This is a genomic window from Dyadobacter beijingensis DSM 21582 (genome assembly GCF_000382205.1).
Classification (GTDB): Bacteria; Bacteroidota; Bacteroidia; order Cytophagales; family Spirosomataceae; genus Dyadobacter; species Dyadobacter beijingensis.
The window spans coordinates 12,473-33,800 of the sequence record NZ_KB907788.1 but is presented as its reverse complement, the minus strand read 5'-3'; the positions used below and the strand labels follow the sequence as shown (position 1 = coordinate 33,800).

Sequence of the window (21,328 nt, the reverse complement as noted above, 5' to 3'; positions counted from 1 at the left end):
AACAGCTTGTTTCTGACTTTGCGACCCTAGTTGCACAACCGAAGCCCTGCCACAGTGGAAATCGAAAAAAATTTTAATTATTCTAAATAATCATTCGTAGAGCCGATCGATTCGGTAGATGTAATCGACATTACCTTTCAAATGCAGTCCTTTGGTGAGCGAACGGCTGGCGGCGCGGTAGATCCAGACGTCGTTATTCCCCTTGCCGTCATTAATCGTAATATAGGCTTTTTCCCCTTGCACGAGCACGCATGTGCGCGAGCTGCCGCGGTCGAGCGGCAAATCCAGCTTACGCACCTGCCGGGTCAGCAGATCCACCTCGTAATACTCCATTTGCGGCACCATGTAATGCTCTTTGTAGGTTTTGAACAGGTCCTTTCGTTCGCTTCTGAGCAACGCTTTGTGATTGCCCAGGTACCAGAGCCCATAGGCGTGGTTCTGCACCGGCGAGGCCGAAACGTTGAAAAAATACGCGCTGTCTATGCCCATTCCGCCTTTTTTGATCCGGTAAATGCCGGTAGGCTGATCGGGATTGGCGCCGCGGACAATGCCCGGGCTCGACATGAAGTAGAAGTCGCCCGCCTCGTCGGCAAATGTATTTTGCTGGGCCGTGTTCACATTGCCCGGGTAGGTCGAGCGCGGGTCCTTGTCTACATGTTCCAGTGCCAGGCCGGGGTACGTCATACGCGCCACATACACTGTATCCGACGAGCCGTAACCCATTGTCCGGTTGGCATAATGGTAGGTATACCCCATCCACAAATGCCCTTCCCGCCACATTTCGAAGCCGACGGACATATTATCGAACGGCTTTTCCGGGTGAGGGAGCGGCAATGTACCGATGGTCGCCTGCATCGTGCCCGTATTGACTTTGGCAAACAATTTGGGCTTCACACCCATGCTGTGGCTCACAAGGAATGCCGTGTCGCCGTCTGTAAAAAGTGCATTGTCGGGATAGCTGAAATCGGGAACATGGACGGAATCGAGGTGAACGAAGCGCTCGTCGCGCACCTGCGCCTTGACGAAATACTCCGACTTGGAGTCCACATAATAGTAAAACCCGTCGCGTACGAGCAGGTAATACCAGATTCTCGGGGGGCCCGCGAGCTTCACGCCCTGCGCAATGGGATCGACCGCCCCCGAATCGAGATTGTCCGTTTGATAAATGTAAAGCCCCCCGTCCACCGATCCTGTAACGATACTGTACCGCTTGATTCGGGCATCGCCGCTATGGCTGCAACCGGCGAGCGACGCGCAAAAAAGGAGTGATACAAATGAAAAGATGGCTGCTTTTGTCCAACGTAGCATTCAGGAAATCAATTATATACCGAATTGGGCGATCAGGGAATTCTGCAAAATGGGCGGCAGTTCGTCCACCAGGCTTTTATCCATCACAATCAGCTGCGAAGAGTTCTGGTCTTTCACATCCATTGCGAAATAGGTAGTACCGCCTTTCACGTCCATTTCCCGCACCGTTTCCCGCTTCCCGTCGCAAATGCTTGTGAACGACAGTTTCATATTTTTTCTGGGCGTGATTTTGATAACCCCGCAGAAGTTGAGCATTTGTGTCTCCTGGCTGTATTCCGCACCGCTTTCGGTACCATATTCGATTTGCAGCGCCTCGGAAGACGGGGCATTGCCTGCTGCAACGGAAACTTCCGGCGTAGATTTTTGGACATACATGACACCCGAAACAAGAATTACCACCGCCGCCGCAACCATACCCGCATATTTCCACCACACTTTGGGCGACTTGCTGTGGGTAACCTCTGCACGCAAGCCGTCCCAGATCTCCATTTTGATTTCCTCCTTCGAAAGCGCTGCCGGAAAATCGAGCCCCGGTTCATCGGCATCGTCGAGCCATTGCTCCACAGCGGCCTTTTCCTCGGCAGTGCAAAGGCCCTGATGGTACTTTTCGATTAAGGCTTGGGAAATGTTCATGGATCTGGATAAAATGTAAAACTACGGCTGACGGGTGTCAAATCAAAGGATTGGGCGTGCCGCCCCGCTAGATCGCGTAATCTTTCAGCCCCGAGCGCAGCAGCCGGAGTGCATTGGAAAGATGGTACTCCACCGTCCGCTCCGAAATGACGAGGATACCGGCGATTTCCTTGTTGGTCATACCCTGTTCGCGGCTCATACGGAAAACGCGCTGGCAATGGCCGGGCAAGCCGTCGATGAGCGCTTTGAGCCGGTCCGACAAATGCTGGTGCATGACAAGGTCCTCCGTAACGTTGGCATGGCCGGTGTTGGCAGTCGCAATGTTACGTAAATGCGCCACGCGGATCTGTTTGTTCCGGATATACTCAAACACCTTCAACTTCGCCGACCGAACGAGGTAACGCTCTACCGACTCGGTAAAAACCAGCTGATGACGACGCTCCCAGATGGATTTAAAAATCTCCTGCGTCAGTTCCTTGGCTACCTCCACGTCTTTCAGGTTCGAATAGCAAACAACGAACACCTTTTCCCAGTATTCGTTATAGATATTCGTAAAGGAAGAGTCGTTCAAGAGCTTTGAATCAGCGTTCAAATGGAGGCCCGGCATAATCTTGCAATGTATAAATCGCCGGCAAGTTAAGCCTTTTTAGATTAATTCTAATTAACAAACGCCCGAAACCTGCCCGGTAATCACTCCCGGGCCTTTTTCTCCCATTTCAAAATTTTAGGTTTCAAATTCTGCCCGCAGTATTCAATGATCTCCCCGATCCGGTTTCGCCGCGTTTCTTCCCGCTTCGCAAAAGCGATCCATTGCAGCAGGTTCCGCCGGTCGGACCGGCTCAATTTTTGAAAAAACGAGTCGGCGGCAGGGCTCTTCGCGAATGCATTCCGGAGGTCTTCCGGCACGATCAATTCCTCCACGCGATCCAGTATTTCCCAGGAGCCATTCTGCTTGGCTGCTTCGATGGCGTCCAGTCCGGCCTGCATCATCAATCCTTCCTCGGTCAACTTCCGGATTTTCTCCTTATTGATTTTCGACCAGCCGCCCCGGGGTTTTCTTTTGCTGAAAAACTGCATGTATCGGTCGTCGTCCAGCGGCCGGGCAAGGCTGTCGATCCAGCCAAAGCAAAGGGCCTCATCCACAGCCTCACTCCAGGTGATCGTCGAAATGCCGGCGGTCTTTTTATAATAAACCAGCCACACCGAATTTTCCACGGAATGGTTTTGCTGTAACCAATCCCGCCATTCCTGCCGGTTGGCCGGCGTGAAAATTTTTGTCTCCCTGGTGGCCATTTTATCTGCTTTGCAAAAACATGTTTTTTCGAAGAAAGGCATTTCTCCGCGATTTTGACGCATCGCAGCGGCGCTTTTTGTGATAGTGACCGCCCGGAAGGCACGGATATTGTGCATGCCGGTTATTCAACAAAATATCAGCCATCACAACCTCGCACGTCAAGCATTATGCTTCCGGGGAATGAGGTTTCAAAAACAAACCTGTCATGCAAGAACAACAGCTAAAATCAGTCGGGAGGATATTACTGGGCGCAGGGCTCGTATTTGCGGGGATCAGCCATTTGACGTTTAAAAGAAAGGAATTTCAGGCGCAGGTGCCGGATGCTATCCCTTTGAAAAAGGATGACACGGTCGTGTACTCGGGTATTGCGGAAATTGCGCTGGGCAGTGCGCTGATCGTCGCCCCGAAAAAGTACCGCGAGCAGGTCGGAAAAATTGCCGGCGCGTTTTTCACAGCGGTGTTCCCCGGTAATATCGCCCAGTATGTCAATGAAAAAAGCGCTTTCGGCTTGGATACGGATAACAAGCGCTTCGCGCGTCTGTTCTTCCAGCCGCTATTGGTGGCCTGGGCGCTGAAAAGCACTTCCGACAAATAATTGAAACGATAGCCGGCAACAAACCCTGGGGCATATACCCCGGGGTTTTCTGTTTTAGGGGAAATCTACGCAAACCACCCCGGACATTTACCTGGTATGCAGCCGGGTAAATTTACGAAGTTCAAAAATTGCATTTTACCGGCAAATCAAATTAAACGGCAGCGCATTGTTTTGTCAAAAACGGGTAGTTGTTTTGCATCCGTAAAGCGGAAAATAGCACATAATTATCGGAATACTGAGCAATCAGAGAAGCTTTGACCTAAGATAGTATAGTACTACTAATACCGCCTTGCAGTACATGCGTTTTTATAAAATATAACAAAACAAATTTATTAGTCATGAAAAATCTCTTGAAAAGTATCTCCGTGCTGGCTTTGTCGGTAATCCTGTTGAATTGCAATAACGCCGACGAGCCGGTACCTGCGGAGAATGGCTATGCGAGCGAGCAAGCCTATGCATCCGCGAATGCCCGTGAAGCATCTTCGGGCGCGACGATCCAGTTGCCGACCAAAGCATCCGCCTGGCGGGTAGCGCAAACGCTGACCGTGCCGCAGGAAAAAGGCTTCAACCTGCTCAGCCCGTTTGCCATTACGGCGGCCGGCGAAGGCGATATCAGCTGGGGCGCCTACGGATGCTACTCTGCATTGAAGCCCGTCAAAGTTGCATTCAGCAACCTGGGTATTGTGGATATTTCTACGGTTACACCAGCGTCCTTGGGCGCATTGCAGTTCAACCAGTATCCGATCGCGAACGCTCCGGAAGGGTCGGCTTTCTGGACCAACTACATGCCCGCCAAAACCGTCATCGCCTGCAAAACACCGGCCGGCAAGCACTACCTCGTCGAGGTCCTCGGCGACAATCCGCTGAAAGTGAATATTTACCACGCTGTGCGGCTGCTCGGCCAGTAGATGGATATGCAAAATGCCCGGCTGTTATACAGCCGGGCATTTTTATTGGGCGCCTATAACGCCTGTAACGTATTCACAATGGCGGCCACCAGTCCCTTGCTGAAAGCCGCCTGACGCTGCTCCGTGTCGATCGCCCGGTACTCGCCCTGATCGTCTTTTTCAAAAATAAGGTTCCTGCCCTCCACCAGGATATGTAGCTGGTACGTATAGCCCAGCGGCACAATGGTCAGCGGGAACTCATGCACCTCGCCCTGGTACGCTACCGGCAGCATGATCGTTTCATCCATTCTATCGCTCATCCTGCACGCTTTTTAGCACCTCGTAACTGTGTATCCGCGCCTGCGGGTCGTAAATGTGGCTGGTCACCATCAGCTCGTCGAGCTGGGTGCGCTGCTGGAAATAGGCCAGATCCCGCCCGATCCTGCCCCGGTCGCCGATGAACGTGTATTTCATCATCTGCCGCACGGCGGCTTCCTCATACTCCCCCCAAAGCCCGTCCATACTGTCCACGGGCGGCTGCAATGGCCGGCGCCTGCCGGTAATGATCCCGGTGGCCAGCTGAAAGAAGGAGGTGGCTAATCGCTCCGCTTCCTCGCTCGTGTCGGCTGCGATGACGTTCACACAAGCCATCACATAAGGCCGGGCAAGGTGTTGCGACGGCCTGAAATTCCGGCGGTAGAGTTCGATCGCTTCCAGGAAATGCGCAGGTGCGAAATGGCTGGCAAATGCATAGGGCAATCCCAAATGGGCAGCCAGGCGCGCGCTGTCGGTACTCGAACCCAGGATCCAGATCGGGATGTCCAAACCCTCGCCCGGAATGGCGCGTACCTTCGCGCCGCTGTTCTCCGCTGAAAAATAGGTTTGAAGGGCCATCACATCCTCCGGAAAATCCTGGGCGGTCTCCATGTAATTGCGCCTGAGCGCACGTGCGGTTACCTGATCAGTACCAGGTGCGCGACCTAGCCCGAGGTCGATGCGCCCCGGATAGAGCGACGCCAGCGTGCCGAACTGCTCGGCCACGACCAGCGGCGCGTGGTTGGGCAGCATAATGCCGCCGCTTCCCACCCGGATCGAATTCGTACCTCCCGCAATGTAGCCGATCAGCACGGAAGTAGCCGAGCTGGCCACGCTTTCCATATTGTGGTGCTCGGCGAGCCAGTAGCGGTTAAACCCCAGTTCCTCAACCCGCCGGGCGAGCCGGAGACTGTTCTTGAATGTAATGCCTGCATTGTTCCCCTCCGTGATCGGCGCCAGATCGAGGATGGAGAACGGTATATTCTGAATGAGTTTGTCTGCCATGTTTACCTACTATCTTTTGGAACGTTGCTAGTAAAAAAACATTAAATCCGCTAGCTAGTTCCTTCCGGCAGTAAAATCGGCATTACCTGTTCTGAAACCCGTGCACCGCCATCTTCTGCTTCTCGGAGCCGTGGCGCACGAACAGCGTGCCTTTGTATTCAATGGTTTCGTCGGTCGTGCGGGCGTCCCGTAGCGCCAGGGTGACATTGTAGTCGTTGGCGGAGAAATACATATCGTACCCCTTGGCCGTCTTAACGGTCATCGTATGGCTCAGCGGGATCTGCTTTTCGCCATTGACATACACGGCCTTCTTCAATGCGTCCGCGGAGAAAATGAACCGGTTCTGAGACAACGGCACGTCGCGTAGGGCAAAAAAATACCCAATATCGCCTTTGGAATAGGACGCATTGACAACGGGCACGGATGCGCGCTGAACATTCTGCGCGATGCCCGCCAGCGGGGCGACCGCGAAGGCCAGTTGGAGAAGGAGGTAAGAAATTTTCATAAAATCATAGGTTAAATGGGTGCAAAAGGCATTTTTACAGGCTCACAACCACATCTGTACTGCGCTGTCGATTTCGCTGTAACAGGCTAGTCTTCAAGGTTGCCCCTGGTCAGGGACGTTCATCTTCGCCAACCGGATAAGCGCGCGTTGACGGAGGCATGTATATTGCTCAAAAATTGTACCGGTAACGGCTGTGCATACCAGTGTTACCGCTTATTTTGAACGATACTTTTTACCCGTATGAGCATCGAACAGAAACTACCTGATTCAAGACCAACACACTTTCAGCAATTCGACGTTGAATTCGCATTGAAGGCCACCGGGTTCGGGGTATGGGAACTCGATACAAAAAACAACCGGCTGATCTGGGACGACCGCTGCCAGGAACTTTTCGGGCTTACAAACCAGCAGGTATTCCCCTACGAGCAGGCCATCAAACACATTCATGCCGAGGACGCCGACCGCGTGCACAACGCCGTTCAACGAGCGGTCGACCCGCGTTCCGACGGCCTGTACGACGAAACATACCGCACCATCGGCGCAAACGATGGCAAATTGCGCTGGGTGCGCTTCTACGGCCGTGCCTACCCTTCGGAAAACGGGAGCCGCGACCATTTTGCGGGTCTCGCGCACGAGGTAACCGAACAAAAAATGGTGCAGGAAAGCGAAGCCGAGGCGCGCTTGCAGATCCAGCGCCAGCAGCGTGTCCTGGAAACCATTTCGTCCAGCACGCCCGACTTAATGTATGTTTTTGACCTCAATTACCGCTTTACATATGCTAATAAGGCCCTGCTTTCGATGTGGGGCAGCACCTGGGAGGATTCCATTGGCAAAGGATTGCTGGAAATCGGTTACGAACCCTGGCATGCCGAAATGCACGAACGCGAAATCGACCAGGTGGTGGCTACGAAACAATCCATCCGGGGCGTAGTGTCTTTCCCGCACGCGACCCTGGGAAAGCGCATCTACGACTATGTATTTTCACCCGTTTTCGACGAAAATGGGGAGGTGGAGGCCATCGCCGGCACCACCCGCGATATTACCGACCTGAACCTCACCCGCCAGGAACTGGTAGAAAAAGAAGCCGCGTTGAGCAACGCGATCGAACTCGCCGAGCTGGGTACCTGGAGCCTGGACGCCGCATCGCGCACAATCACCATGTCGCCCAGGGTTGCCAACTGGCTTGGGTCCGATGAGCAGGTCATTGGCGTGGATTCGTTCCTGGCGTGCATTGCCGAGACAGATCGCGAGCAGGTGCGCCGCAGCTTCGACGAGGTAGCCTCGCTCGAAATCGGCAAACGTTATGACCAGATTTGCACAATCATTCATTCTCAAAATGGCCACCGAAGGATCATTCATACCCTGGGCCGGATATACATCGACGACCGGGGCGAATTTGCAAAAATCGAAGGCACCGCGCAGGACATTACCGCCCAGCGGGAGCTAACCCTGCTCCTGGAGCAGCAGGTAATGCAGCGCACCGAGGAACTGGCCGGCAGCTACCAGAAACTCGAAGCGAGCAACCTGGAACTGGAATATGCCAATGGCCTGCTCAAACGCTCAAACGAAAACCTGCAAAACTTCGCCTATGTGGCGTCGCACGACCTGCAAGAGCCGCTGCGGAAAATCCAGCAGTTTGGCAACCTGCTGGCCATGCGGCAGAGCACGCTCTCGGAGCAGGAAATGGGCTTCATCGGTCGGATGCAATCCGCGGCAAGCCGTATGGCCTTGCTGATCAAGGACTTGCTGGATTTCTCGCGCGTATCCACGCAAAGGGAAGAAGCCAAACTCGTTCCGCTGAACCGGGTTGTGGACCAGGTGCTGGAAACGCTTGAATTTGCGATTGCAGATTCCGACGCGCAAATCCGTGTAGAGCCGCTCGCCGATGTCAAAGGCGACGCATCCCAGCTCGGCCAGTTATTTCAAAACCTGCTTTCGAACGCACTCAAATTCCACCGGCCGGACTTACCGCCCGTCGTACATATTACGGGCAGCCGTGTGCCGGCGAGCCAGCTGCCCGCATCGGTTACACCCCTTCGGCCCACACCAGAATATTACCGGATCGACGTGACCGATAATGGCATCGGTTTCGATGAACGGTATCTCGACCGTATTTTCCAGGTGTTCCAGCGCCTGCACGGCAAAAGCCAGTATTCTGGAACGGGCATCGGCCTGGCTATCTGCGAACGCGTGGTGGCGAACCACGGCGGCGCCATTACGGCCAACAGTACGCCCGGCACCGGGTCTACGTTTTCTATTTTTCTGCCTATCGGCGGGTGAGTAGTTTAGCCGCGAGCTCTGCTGCCGATACGTAGCTTAATTTCTACATACATTGATAACTATTTGTTACAAACAGTTACAGATGAGCCGGGTACCTTTCCGGCTCTTGTTTGTTTCACATTAGTTATGCAAAATGTATGATTAAACGCTACCTGTTTATTTGCCAGCTGGCATTGCTTCCGGCCCTTTCAGCGCGGGCCCAGTTCAGCGCCGGGGCCGAAGGTTTCTTTATCGCCGGGGACACGCAGGTGTCCATCGATAGCCTCACCCTGCAACCCGGCTCCGGATTTTCGCTCGCCTCGCAAACGCTCACGATCTCACACACGCCCGTTCCGGGCTCGCCCCCAGGCATTGCGCGCGTGTACAACTTCTCGTCCCCTATCACTTTCGCCGGCATCGCGGGTTTTTTCTTTCGCCCCACCGAGCTGAATGGTAATGCCGAAAGCACTTTGCAGCTCGCTCACGGCAACCCGTCCTTCGTTTCGGCCACGGGCGGTACGGTCGACCTGGCCCGGCATTACATTTCGGACACCCTTTCGACGACGAGCTTCACCGCGCTTACTGCGGCACAGGAAAATGCGTTGCCCGTCCGCCTGATCGGGTTTCAGGTAAGAAGAATGGAAAACCTGACAGTACTAGCCTGGGAAACGTCCGAGGAAAGGAACAGCGACTATTTTGAAATCCAGCAAAGTGATGACTCACGCAGCTGGACCGCGCTGGGCAACGTGAAGGCCGCTACCGAAAGCGCCACGAGCAGGAAATACACCTTCAACGACCTGGTGCAGCGGTACGGCACGCAGTATTACCGGCTGAAAATGGTGGATACGGACGGTAGTTTCACGTACAGTGTTATCCGGCAGCTCCGGCTGGACGACGCCAGCACGATCAGCGCGTATCCGAACCCGGTGGTAGACAAGCTGCGGATCGGTTCCAATGAACCACTTAACAGCGTCAGGATGACCGATCTGAACGGCCGCGTGATCCTTAATTTGACCAAACCTAAACCGGGCCAGGAGTTCAGCCTGAAAACCTATCCGGCAGGCACCTACCTGATCCAGGTAGAAACCGCGACAGGCAAGGCCCAGGCCATTAAAATCATTAAACAATGAAATTTCCCATGTCCATGAAAAGTATTTTTAAACCGGTGTTGCTGGGCGCCCCTCTCGTATTATTCGCCTTGACAGTCAATGCCCAGGTGGGTATCGGCACCATAACCCCCGACGCCAGCGCCCAGCTCGACGTCAGATCCACTACCAAAGGCGTGCTCGTTCCGCGGCTTTCCTCCTCCCAGCGGGCGGGCGTCGCCAGTCCGGCCGACGGCTTGCTGGTGTACGACACCGACACGAAGGGTTTTTGGTATTTCAAAAGCGGCTCCGGCTGGGCGCAGGTGAGCGACTCCACGCTTGCATTGCCTTACGCGGGCACGGGTAACAGGGCTACCCCCCTGTTTTCGGTGACAAACCAGGGTGCAGGCGCCGCGCTGGAAGGTATTTCGGACGGCGGGCCCGCAGGGCAGTTCCGGAATACGGTGGCTACCAATACCCAGTCAAACGTCCTTCAAGTAGAAACGAATGGAAACGGGAATATCTCTGATAATACCAAGGGGAATGCCGGTTCTTTCAAAATCGCCAACAACAACAGCGTAGGCGCGGCTGTGCGGGGCGAGGTAAGCACGATTTTCGGCAATTTCGGCGCGGCGGGGATATTTGGCACCTCCTCGGGTACCGGCGGGTTCGCGGGATTGTTCCACGCGGCCAACCCGGCCGGTATTAACCCATCGCTGGTTGCGATTTCGGACGGCAACGGCAACGCTATCACGGCGAACGCCAGTAAAGGCAATGCCGTCGAAGCAAACATCGACGGGGCCGGTAACGCTGTGTATGCCTGGGTACCGTCGTTTGCCACAGGCGCTGCGGGGAAATTTGATATATTTAATGAGGCCAACACAAATGCCGTCGTCACCGCCACCACGGTCGGTAACGGCACCGCGGGCCACTTTTTCGTGAACCGCACCACAGGTACTTCCTCGGCCGTGTACGGGGAGGTAAACTCCATATTCGCCAACTTCGGCACGGCGGCCATTATGGGCAAAGCTTCCGGGACTGGCGGTTACGGGGGACTTTTCTACTCTTCCAACCCCGCCGGTAACGGCCCGGCGATACTAGCCCTGACGGAAGGAAATGGTAGTGGTATCACGGTCAATGCCGGCGGCACAGGCGACGGTATCGAGGCCAGTTGTGATGGTAATGGCAATGCGGTTTCCGGGTTTATCCCCAATTTCGGCACGGGGAGAGCAGGGCGTTTCGCCAATTACAATTCATCTAACGGACAACCGACGCTTCACGTGAGCAATGCCGGAACAGGCACTGGTTTGCTGGTCAACCACACCGGCGCGAGCGGAAACGTGGCCATATTCCAGAGCGGCAGCTCGAATGCGGCCCGTATCAACAAGGCGGGAAGAGGCTTTTTCAATGACGGCACTCAATCCGGCGGCGCCGACATCGCGGAAGCATTCGACGTGATCAGCGAAGTATCCGACTACGAGCCCGGCGACGTTCTCAGCATCGCCACTTCCAAAGACCGTACCATCGAAAAAAGCGCCGGCGCCTATTCCGACCTCGTGCTGGGCGTGTATGCGACCAAACCCGGCGTGCTCCTGACGGAAGAACATATCGACAGCGACCTCGCCGGAAAAGTACCCATGGGCGTCGTAGGCGTAATTCCCACCAAAGTATGCCTTGAAGGCGGCGCCATTCAGCGCGGCGATCTGCTGGTGACCTCATCCAAACCGGGCGTAGCCATGAAAGCCGACAAAGCGAAGGTAAAAGCCGGCCAGATCCTCGGTAAAGCGTTGCAGAACTTCGACGGCGACGGAATCGGTAAAATCAATGTGTTTGTCAATGTCAAATAAGAACATCCATCCAATACCCCATATGAGAAGCTACCTCATCATCGCGTTCCTAGCCTGCACAGGACTGGCGGCCCAGGCGCAAACCCGCTATAAAACCGACGAACCGATCATCAGCCAGATTAAAAACGGGACCGCTCCCGGCTTTTTGTTCAGCAAAGAAGCCCCTGCGCGGAAGGAAACCGTTACCCGGCCCGCCAACCAGGGAAGCCTCGGCCAGCAGATCCGCGGCAATACTGTGCCAGGTATGGTTTATCAAAAAGCAGAAACCAATGTTCAACCGGTATCACAGCCGAACACACAAACAAAGCCGGATACCTCGGCAATTGATAAAACTGGTTTGAAGAAAACCTTGTAGGTCGTAGCGTCAACATACAGCGTCGGCAGGCTCGTCAATTCGGGCTGCCGACGCTGTTTTTATGGGCACTGGAAAAACCTATTTATTTAAAATCCCATTGATTATCAACCAGATCAATGCCAGAAAAAACACCCCGATAGACATGAACATACCCAGCAGGCTGCAAATAAATATGTCCTCATTCCAAGACCCATCCCCGATTTTTTCCGCGTAGGCGTATGCCATCAGGAAGAAGCACCCCAAGCCGGTCAGCATCGAACCCAACATTAGTTTGACTTGTAAGCTCACGGTTATTTCGATTAGATTCCGGATATCGGCTGCATGTTAGTGTAGCAATTTAGGGATTTCGTATTCGGCATGGCTTTTTACGAAAATTAATTTCCAAACATAAACCATCGAATTCATGGCCGGCAACAAACTTTTAAGAATGGACAATATCGGGATCGTCGTGGAGTCACTCGACAATGCCATTTCATTTTTCACCGAACTGGGCATGCGCCTCGAGGGCCGCGCGATGATCGAAGGCGAATGGTCCGGCCGGGTGACGGGCGTGCACGGCCAGCGGGTAGAAATTGCCATGATGATCACGCCGGATGGCCACAGCCGGCTTGAACTATCGACATTCCTCACTCCGCCAGTCGAATCGGACCACCGAAATGCGCCAGTGAATTCGCTCGGCTATTTGCGGGCCATGTTCACCGTCGAGGACATCGATGAAATGGTAGCCCGGCTTCTGAAACACGGCGCTCAGCTCGTCGGCGAAGTGGTCCAATACGAAAATTCGTACAAGCTCTGCTACATCCGCGGCAGCGAAGGGATTTTGATTGGATTGGCGCAGGAGATTTGAGTAGGATTAGGAGTGTTTTTTATTTATATATAAAAAAACTATATATATATAAATTCAACTCCCCATGCTTGCACATTACTTCACGCTTTCCCTGCGCCGCTTGTGGCGGCAGCGGCAGGTTAACCTGATACGCGTTTTTAGCCTTGCTTTGGGGCTGGCGAGCGGTCTGGTGATTTTTTTGGTGGTCAATTATATGTTCAGTTTTGATCGCCACCATCCGCATATCGACCGGTCCTATTGGGTCGTGACGGATATTCAGCGGGAGAATACGATGCAGACGGACGCGGCGCCCCGGCCCCTGGCGGAAATGCTTCGGCGAACCTACCCGTTTGTGGAAAGTGCTACCAGGCTGGAAACCGTATTCGGACGGACAATGAGCGTTGCCGACGGAAAACCGGGAGCGGTCAGGAAGTTTAACGAGGCCCGGAACGTGTGCTTCGCCGAGCCGCAATACTTTAATCATTTTCTCGTGGAATGGGTGGCGGGTAGTCCGGCCAAGGCATTGTCGGCACCTAATACCATCGTGCTCAGTGAAAGATATGCCCGAAAATACTTCGACAACGCCGATCCCGTGGGCCGCACGGTACGGTTCGACAACCGCGTGGATCTCACCGTGACGGGCATTATCAAAAACCCGCCGGCCAATACCCAGCTCCGCTACGATGCATTGATTTCCTACGCGACGATCCCCGGTTTGGAGCGAAAGGGCGCACTACTGGATTGGGAAGGCCTGCAAAGCATGTGCTTCGTGCTCCTGCGCGAAGGCACGGGCCCCGAACAGCTGGCCAGCGCATTGACGGAAGTCCGCAAAAAGAACCTTCCGGGCGACAAAGCGGCACAATATGCCTATCAGGTGCTGCGGCTGGCAGACCTCAACCACGAGCGCAGCGGCATGGCACCGCGCCCGGTTTCATACGCATTGATCGCCGTGGGGTTACTGCTCGTGCTGGCCGCATGTATCAACTACATTAACCTCGCAACCGCGCAGGCGTTGCAGCGAGCGCGGGAAGTGGGCCTGCGCAAAGCGGTAGGGAGCAACCAGTTTCAGCTGATCCGGCAGTTTCTGCTCGAAACCGCCTTGCTCACATTTTTTGCCGTCCTTCTTTCATTCATGCTCACGCAGCTCGCGATGCCGCTCGTAAACCGCACACTGGCCGCGCAGGTGGAAATGCTCTACCCATCGATTTCGATCCTCGATTTGCTGCATCCCAGAAGCCTGCAATGGTTCCTGGGCCTGGTTGCTGCCGTGGTCCTGCTCGCAGGGTTCTATCCGGCCTGGGTATTGTCCCGGTTTAACCCTACCAAAGCATTGACCGGCCAGCTCACGACCCAAACGATCGGCGGGTTTACCATCAGAAGGACATTGATCACGGGTCAGTTCGTGCTCTCGCAGCTTTTCCTGATCATCGTCCTGGTCATTTCCACCCAATTGAAACATATGCAGTCGGTCGATTGGGGTTTCCACCACGCCAACAAGCTCACCGTCTGGCTTTCGCCGCCTAACCCCGTCCCTTTCGACCAGTTGCGGCAGGCCTGGTTACAGCTTCCGGGCGTAGAGAGCGTCACGTACGCCAGCGACCCGCCCGCATCGCCCTACAACCGCCCTACCCCGTTCAGCTACCATTTTGCCTCCAAGCCCGAGCCATTCGAAACACGCCTGCGGGCAGCCGACGAATATTATTTGTCTGCATTCGGATTATCCCTCGTGGCCGGACGAAATTTCAGCAATACCGACACGACGGCGCAGGAGATAATGGTCAACCAAACGCTCGTGCGCCAGCTGGGCGTCTCGCCCGTGAGCGCCGTAGTAGGCAAGCATATGCGGGTCAAGGATGCCGACCGCATCATCGTCGGCGTGGTGGACGACTTCCGCAGCGGCGACCTCCACCAGCCCATTGTGCCTGTCACCATCGTACATGATATGGGGCATACGATGATGGCCGTGCTCACGCTGTCGCCTAACCGTCCGAAAACTACATTGAAAGGCATTGAGCAGATTTGGGACGAGACGATGCCTTACCAGGTCTACAAAGCGGACCAGCTCGATGAGCTGTTGGGCTCATTCCTGAAAATGGAGCGGCTGCTGGCCGGTTTCGTGCAGTCGTTCGCCCTCATTGCTATGGCTATGAGCTGCCTCGGACTTTACGGTCTGGTAACGTTCATGGCCGAAGGTCGTGCCAAAGAAATCGGCGTGCGCCGGGTGCTGGGTGCGAAGACGCCGCAGCTGCTTTGGATATTCGGCAAGGAATTCGGCCGACTGATCCTGATCGGGTTCCTCATTGCAGCACCGATGGGCTGGTGGCTTACCAATGCCTGGTTGCAGCAATATTCGCACCGGATTTCATCGAACGTCTGGGCGCTTGGGGCTACGCTGGGCATTACGGCGTTCATTACGGCATTAACTGTTTTCGGGCACGCATTCAAAGCGGCCATGCGCAACCCTGTGGAGTATTTCAGGACGCAGTAATGCAAAAAGCGGCCCGGATCGGGAACGGGCGAGTGGCGCTATCCACTGATGCAACCTTTCACGCCGATCGATCATCTGCTCCCTAAACTAACCTTTAACCGACGATGCTGCATTCCTACCTCACGACCGCACGGCGAAATCTGGCCAAAAACAAGTTGTATACCGGCATCAATGTCTTCGGCCTGGCGCTGGGGATGGCTTGCACGCTGCTCATCGGGTTGTGGGTCAAAGACGAGCTGAGCTATAACCATTACCTTTCCGGCGCGGATCAAATCTATTTTGTACGCACCAATTCGACCAACCGCAACACTGGCGAGGTCGGTACCGGCGACGTCACGCCCGGACCGCTGCAGAATGCCCTGTCGAAGGATGTGCCCGAGGTGGCGGCGGCCGTGAAAATCAACCCGTGGATGGAGCTGCTCGTGAAAGTGGGGGAAAATGGCGCGAAGGAAAAAGGGTATTATGCAACGGACGACTTTTTCAGGGTATTTCAATTGCCTGCCGTGAAGGGCAATCCGCAGGCGGCATTGGCGCAGACAAACCAGGTTATCATTTCCAAAAAACTGGCTGATAAATACTTTCCGGGCGCCGACGCGCTGGGGAAAACGCTGCAACTGGACAATGACAAGTTTTACGTCGTCGGCGCGGTGCTCAAAGACCTGCCGGCTACGTCTACCTTGAAATTCGACTGGCTCGTCAACTGGAAAGAGCAGGAACAACCCTGGCAAAAAACCTGGGGCAACAGTTCATTCCTGACGTACGTGCGGCTGGCTCCCAATACGACGGCTGCCCAGGCCGAACCGGGTATGAAGGACATCTACAAACGCTACACCGATCCGCAGAATACAAATGTGCCTATTATTCAGCCCATTACGGATGTGTACCTCTACGGCGATTATAAAATGGGCAAACCCGCAGGCGGCCGTATTGAATATGTTCGCGTGTTTTCTATTGTTGCGGGGTTTCTGCTGCTCATTGCGTGCATTAATTTCATGAACCTCGCCACCGCGCGCTCGGCCACCAGGGCCAGGGAAGTGGGTGTGCGAAAAGTAGTGGGCGCTTACCGGTCGGCGCTGGTGGGGCAGTTTTTGAGTGAATCGGTGCTGACGAGTATGATGGCCGCGGTACTGGCCCTGGCGGCGGTATGGCTGGCGCTGCCGGTTTTTAACGAGCTGTTCGGCAAGCACCTGGCCCTGGACCTGACCGAGCCGGCGCTCTGGGCAGGCATTGCGGCCCTCACGCTGCTCACCGGGCTGATGGCCGGCAGCTACCCGGCCCTTTTCCTCTCCGGATTGAAGCCGGTGAAGATCCTCAAAGGCAAATTGCAGTTCGGCAGCGGCCCTGCCCTTTTCCGACGGGTGCTGGTGACTTTTCAGTTCGCATTGTCCATTTTCCTCATCGTAGGCATGCTGGCGGTGGGCACGCAAATGCAGTATCTGCGTTCCAAACACCTGGGCCTCGACCGCGACAATGTGGTGTACCTGCCGCTGGAAGGCAATGTTGCGCAAGGTGCGAAAATGGAGGCGTTCCGGCAGGAAGTCATGCGCCAGCCGTCCGTAGTGTCCGCCACGGCGACGGGCATGCTGCCGGTGAATATCCAGTCATCGTCCGGCGACCTTACCTGGCCGGGAAAAGATCCCAACCTGCAAACTACGGTGACCGCCATGACGGTAGGCGCCGATTTCGTACGTACGATGAACATACAGCTCGTGGACGGCCGGGATTTCCGTCCGGGCAGCGCGGCTGATACATCGGCTTACCTGATCAACGAAGCCGCCGCCCGGCTCATGGGCGAAAAGAACCCCGTCGGCAAGCAGATCAAATTCTGGAAAGGCAATGGGCCGGTGATCGGCGTGATGAAGGATTTCCACATGAGCTCGCTCCACCAGGCCATTACGCCGCTTGTGCTCACCTACATACCGGAAAACTCGGCTTACCTGCTCGTGAAAACGCGTGCAGGACAAACGGAGCAGGCCCTGACGGCACTCAAAAAGGTAGCCCGGGATTTTAACCCGGACTACCCTTTCAACTATCATTTCCTCGATGAAGAATATGAAGGACTTTACAGAAGCGAGCGGCAGGTGCACACGCTCGTCGACTACTTCGGCGTGCTGGCGATCCTCATTTCCTGCCTCGGGCTTTTCGGACTGGCGGCATTCACGGCCGAGCAGCGCACGAAGGAGATCGGCGTACGAAAAGTGCTCGGTGCCAGCGTTTCCAACATCGTTACGCTCCTGTCCTCCGACTTCCTGAAACTTGTCCTGATCGCGCTCGTCCTCGCGTCGCCGGTCGCCTGGTGGGCGCTCAGCTCCTGGTTGGGCACATTCGCTTACAGCACGGCACTCAGCTGGTGGATTTTCGCCCTGGCCGGCGTTTCGGCCACGGCCATTGCATTGTTTACCGTCAGTTTTCAGGCCATCAAAGCCGCATGGCTGAACCCGGTTACCAGCTTACGGTCCGAATGAGGCTGCCCTATTTGACCTGGGTAGCTTCCAATTCCACGTTCAGCGTTTCGCAGAGGCCCACGACCTGCATCAGCGTCACGGCCTGTTTCATGCGGTAATTCGGAACTACGGCAACTTCGTATTATGGGGTGCGAATATCCCGTGGGTATTTTCCAGCTCTACCCACGCATGCAAAGTCCACAAATTGAATTCCGTATTGATTTCCCACTCATCATCCTTTCCCGTAAAACCTTCCGGTACGGCAGGCGGATTCCTGATGTCCGCAATGGGCGTCGCGTATTCGACGGCCACCAGTTTCATGGAATCTTTACCATAAGGGGCGTACAAAAGGATTTCCGGCTTCTGCAATTCGAATTTGTCGTCGAGCAACGCGGCATTTAGGTAATGGTAACCCATCTGCGCCCTGTAACCGGTAACTTCGTGATCATAGCCCGCTGCAATGGCTTTTTTCAGATCCCGGTATGGAATTACCGACTGGCGTACCTGGTCCAGTTCCTGCTGCACAACATTGGGCAGTTCCTGCTTGTGGTCCTCTTCCGTGCAGGAGTTCAATGCCAGCATTGCTGCACACAGGCAAAGGGAGAATCCGCTGAAAAGTCGCAGGCGGGCATTGGCATTCATAATCGTTCGCATTGTTTAAAACATTTAGGATGAAGAATTTTTACGAACACAAAACAAGCCTGTCGCCAGCCCCCGGATATCAGATGTATTGCCCATATTACATTGATTAGTAACCTATTTTTACGTTAGAATAGCCATTCCACATCCATCCGCATTCGACACCAGGCCATGGAATTAATAGAAAGATCCGATTTCCTGTCAGAGCTCAATCACCGGTTCGAAGAGACGATTAACGGCGAAGGCCATTGTATCCTCGTCAGCGGCGAGGCCGGCATTGGTAAAAGCACGCTCGTCAAAGCCTTCTGCGACCCGCGCAAAGCCGACAGCCATATTTTCAAGGGTACGTGCGACGCCCTGTACACGCCCCGGCCGCTAGCCCCTCTCTACGATATGTTGTGGCAGCTTGGTAACACGGCTTTGTCGGCACAAGCGCATGCCGGTAACCGCAGCGAACTGTTCGGAAATTTTCTGATTGAGGTAAAAAAACTGACGCGGCCCGTCACCCTGATCTTTGAAGACATTCATTGGGCCGACGAAGCCACGCTGGATTTCATCAAATTCCTCAGCAGGCGCATCACCGACCTGCAATTCCTCCTCATCCTTACCTACCGGAGCGACGAAATCCATAGCCGCCATCCGCTTCGCAGCCTGCTCGGGCAGTTCGTGACGGGTACCTTTTCCCGCCTGGAACTCAGCCCATTGTCCCGGCAGGCGGTGGCGGGGCTGGCGGCCAAAAGGGGTTACAGAGGTGAAGACGTGTTCAGTATTTCAGGCGGTAACCCTTTCTATGTCACAGAAATACTCGCGAGTTACAGCATTGGTATCCCGGAAAATATCAAAGATTCGATCCTCTCGGTGTGCCAGCGGCAGAGCGAGGAAACGAGGCGCATATGGGAGCTGCTGTCCGTCTCGCCTACGGGTTTGGAACTGCGTTACCTGGAACAACTCGCGCCGGGATATGCCGCTTTCATCGAGCGGTCGCTGGATGCTAAAATTGTATTGCTCATAGACGACAAGCTCTATTTTAAACACGAACTCTACCGCCGGACGATCGAATCATCCATTTCGCCATTTGCCCATATGGCGCTGAATAAACGCATTCTCGCATTGCTGCTTGAAGAACCGGAACCCGTAACACAACGCATTATCCACCACGCCGAACTGGCCAGGGAATATGAGCTGATGCTCAAATACATCCCGCTGGCGGCCGGGCAGGCCATCCGCGTGGGCGCGCACCTGGAAGCGGCCAAGCTGTTCTGCACGGCGATCACCCATTACAAAGGAATCGACCAGGATTACCTGACTTATCTCCACCAATCGTACGCCTACGAATGCTACCTCACCAACCAGACCCGGGAGGCCATTATACACCAGGAAATCCTGCTGCCGGTTTTCGAAGCACAAAATGATCCCGAAAAACTGGGCGACTGCCTGCGGTTCCTCTCGCGGCTCTGGTGGTTTGAAGGCAGCCGCAGCGAAGCCGAGCGGTATGGGTTCCGGGCCGTGCAGGTGCTGGAACGCGAGCCCGATTCGATTGTCAAGGCGCAGGTTTACAGCAATATATCCCAATTAAAAATGCTTTCGCACGAGCCTTACGAATGCATGGTCTGGGGCCAGCTCGCGATCACGATGGCGAAGCAGCTCAACGACCTGGAAACACTTTCGCACGCGCTCAATAACGTGGGCACCGTGCAAATGGAAATGCCCGACCTGGCGGCGGTAGGGATGGGCGTGTTGCAGCAAAGCCTGCAAATTGCCCTGGAAGGCTCCTATCACGAGCACGCGGCACGCGCCTACACGAACCTGAGCGCCAGCCTGATCCGGCTGCGGGATTTCGGCAATGCGGAGCACATTTTGCAGGAGGGATTGACGTATTGCGAAAAGCGCGACCTGGATTCGTGGACGAACTATATGCTTTCCCTCAAAGCCCGCATGCGCCTCGAAACCGGCGCCTGGGACGACGCCTGCGAAATCGCCACGGAGCTGCTGGCCAATGAAGAGCAGCCGGCCGTGGTGACGATCGGGCCGATGGTCGTCCTCGGTACCGTCAAAATGCGGCGGAACGAGCCGGGCGCGCTGCCCCTGCTCACGAGAGCTAAAACGAAAGCACTGGAAACGATGGAATTACAGCGCATTATCCCCGCATTCACCGCGCTGCTGGAATACCAGTGGCTGACGGGCGAAAGCATTTTGCAGGCAACCGAACTCGAAAAGACCATGGAAATGACCCAAAAGATGGGCAGCATGTATGAAATCCAGGAATTCTGTTTTTGGTTAAAGAAGTACTCCGACCACGATACCGACTTTACCGGCATTTACGACGCTTACGTCGCCAGTAATTTCTCACCCGCGAAAAGTTATTCCCAGACGGCCAACTTCAGCAACTGCCCTTATGAAGAGGCGCTTACCCTGTTCGACGGCGACGAGACCGGCAAAACCCAGGCCATCCGCGCCATGCAGCACCTGGGTGCCGCGGCTACCTATGAAAAACTGAAATACCTCATGCGGGCGGAAGGGTTGAAACGCATCCCGCGCGGGATGCGGAAATCGACAACGGCCAACAGCGCCAACCTGACCCTCCGCGAAGTAGATGTGCTGCAACTACTCAATGAGGGCCTACGTAACAAGGAAATCGCGTCCAGGCTGAGCGTTTCCACGAAAACGGTGGACCATCATATTTCCTCCCTGCTGCTCAAACTGAATGTCGATTCCCGCGCAAAGGCAGTCCAGCAGGCAATGAAAATGGCGTTGTTAAAATAGGTAAAAAGTACTGCTAACATAGGGAATATCCCCATGAACCGTCCCGTGAGCAACGCCTAGCTTTGTGGCCATCTTACACC

General features: G+C 54.9%; 18 protein-coding genes. 10 read left to right on the top strand and 8 right to left on the bottom strand.

All coding sequences use genetic code 11. The annotated features are described in order from the left end of the window. Positions 1–90 precede the first annotated feature (90 nt). From H144_RS0113920 to H144_RS0113905, 4 genes are all read right to left on the bottom strand, one after another. Positions 91–1,308: a DUF4374 domain-containing protein gene (locus H144_RS0113920; protein WP_019942684.1), complete on the bottom strand. Its 1,218-nt coding sequence runs from the start codon at positions 1,306–1,308 to the stop codon at positions 91–93. A 12-nt stretch (positions 1,309–1,320) separates the two neighbouring features. Beyond that, positions 1,321–1,941, bottom strand: coding sequence for a DUF2613 domain-containing protein (locus H144_RS0113915; RefSeq protein ID WP_019942683.1), 621 nt, complete (start codon positions 1,939–1,941; stop codon positions 1,321–1,323). A 67-nt stretch (positions 1,942–2,008) separates the two neighbouring features. Beyond that, positions 2,009–2,512: an RNA polymerase sigma-70 factor gene (locus H144_RS0113910; protein ID WP_229207903.1), complete on the bottom strand. Its 504-nt coding sequence runs from the start codon at positions 2,510–2,512 to the stop codon at positions 2,009–2,011. Positions 2,513–2,631: 119 nt separating this feature from the next. Continuing rightward, positions 2,632–3,234 carry a YdeI/OmpD-associated family protein gene (locus H144_RS0113905; RefSeq protein WP_033402760.1) on the bottom strand — a complete coding sequence of 201 codons (603 nt, stop codon included), beginning with the start codon at positions 3,232–3,234 and terminating at the stop codon, positions 2,632–2,634. 206 nt (positions 3,235–3,440) lie between these two features. Between H144_RS0113905 and H144_RS0113900 the strand changes: the two genes are divergently transcribed. Both H144_RS0113900 and H144_RS0113895 read left to right on the top strand, forming a co-directional pair. Beyond that, the gene (locus H144_RS0113900) at positions 3,441–3,830 is read left to right on the top strand and encodes a DoxX family protein (RefSeq protein ID WP_026350683.1); all 390 of its coding nucleotides are present in this window, start codon (positions 3,441–3,443) and stop codon (positions 3,828–3,830) included. A 338-nt stretch (positions 3,831–4,168) separates the two neighbouring features. Beyond that, positions 4,169–4,738, top strand: a complete 570-nt coding sequence (locus H144_RS0113895) for a hypothetical protein (RefSeq protein ID WP_019942679.1) — start codon at positions 4,169–4,171, stop codon at positions 4,736–4,738. Positions 4,739–4,791: 53 nt separating this feature from the next. Here H144_RS0113895 and H144_RS0113890 read toward each other — a convergent pair whose 3' ends face one another. From H144_RS0113890 to H144_RS0113880, 3 genes are all read right to left on the bottom strand, one after another. Beyond that, the gene (locus tag H144_RS0113890) at positions 4,792–5,037 is read right to left on the bottom strand and encodes a hypothetical protein (protein ID WP_157504712.1); all 246 of its coding nucleotides are present in this window, start codon (positions 5,035–5,037) and stop codon (positions 4,792–4,794) included. Then, positions 5,027–6,037, bottom strand: a complete 1,011-nt coding sequence (locus H144_RS0113885) for an LLM class flavin-dependent oxidoreductase (RefSeq protein ID WP_019942677.1) — start codon at positions 6,035–6,037, stop codon at positions 5,027–5,029. Before H144_RS0113885 ends, H144_RS0113890 begins: the two co-directional genes overlap by 11 nt. A gap of 82 nt (positions 6,038–6,119) precedes the next feature. Further along, entirely contained in the window at positions 6,120–6,542 is a 423-nt protein-coding gene (locus H144_RS0113880; protein WP_019942676.1) for a hypothetical protein, read from the bottom strand. A gap of 240 nt (positions 6,543–6,782) precedes the next feature. Between H144_RS0113880 and H144_RS0113875 the strand changes: the two genes are divergently transcribed. The 7 genes from H144_RS0113875 to H144_RS0113835 all read left to right on the top strand — a co-directional run bounded on the left by H144_RS0113875 (position 6,783) and on the right by H144_RS0113835 (position 17,867). Further along, complete coding sequence (locus H144_RS0113875; RefSeq protein ID WP_019942675.1) at positions 6,783–8,822, top strand: sensor histidine kinase; 2,040 nt, start codon at positions 6,783–6,785, stop codon at positions 8,820–8,822. 137 nt (positions 8,823–8,959) lie between these two features. After that, positions 8,960–9,931 carry a T9SS type A sorting domain-containing protein gene (locus H144_RS0113870; RefSeq protein WP_019942674.1) on the top strand — a complete coding sequence of 324 codons (972 nt, stop codon included), beginning with the start codon at positions 8,960–8,962 and terminating at the stop codon, positions 9,929–9,931. Positions 9,932–9,945: 14 nt separating this feature from the next. After that, a complete protein-coding gene (locus tag H144_RS0113865) occupies positions 9,946–11,733 on the top strand; it encodes a phage tail-like protein (protein WP_229207902.1) in 1,788 nt (595 codons plus the stop codon). Between the two features lie 22 nt (positions 11,734–11,755). Next, positions 11,756–12,088, top strand: a complete 333-nt coding sequence (locus H144_RS31805) for a hypothetical protein (RefSeq protein ID WP_019942672.1) — start codon at positions 11,756–11,758, stop codon at positions 12,086–12,088. 403 nt (positions 12,089–12,491) lie between these two features. Beyond that, complete coding sequence (locus H144_RS0113845) at positions 12,492–12,935, top strand: VOC family protein (RefSeq protein ID WP_019942670.1); 444 nt, start codon at positions 12,492–12,494, stop codon at positions 12,933–12,935. A gap of 64 nt (positions 12,936–12,999) precedes the next feature. Next, positions 13,000–15,402: an ABC transporter permease gene (locus H144_RS0113840; RefSeq protein ID WP_019942669.1), complete on the top strand. Its 2,403-nt coding sequence runs from the start codon at positions 13,000–13,002 to the stop codon at positions 15,400–15,402. 104 nt (positions 15,403–15,506) lie between these two features. Beyond that, positions 15,507–17,867, top strand: coding sequence for an ABC transporter permease (locus tag H144_RS0113835; RefSeq protein WP_019942668.1), 2,361 nt, complete (start codon positions 15,507–15,509; stop codon positions 17,865–17,867). Positions 17,868–17,972: 105 nt separating this feature from the next. On the opposite strand, the gene H144_RS0113825 is transcribed toward H144_RS0113835, so the two are convergent. Continuing rightward, positions 17,973–18,500: a hypothetical protein gene (locus H144_RS0113825; RefSeq protein WP_157504708.1), complete on the bottom strand. Its 528-nt coding sequence runs from the start codon at positions 18,498–18,500 to the stop codon at positions 17,973–17,975. Positions 18,501–18,656: 156 nt separating this feature from the next. Between H144_RS0113825 and H144_RS0113820 the strand changes: the two genes are divergently transcribed. Further along, on the top strand, positions 18,657–21,248 hold the full coding sequence (locus tag H144_RS0113820) for a helix-turn-helix transcriptional regulator (protein WP_019942666.1): 2,592 nt from the start codon (positions 18,657–18,659) through the stop codon (positions 21,246–21,248). The last annotated feature ends 80 nt before the right edge of the window (positions 21,249–21,328 follow it).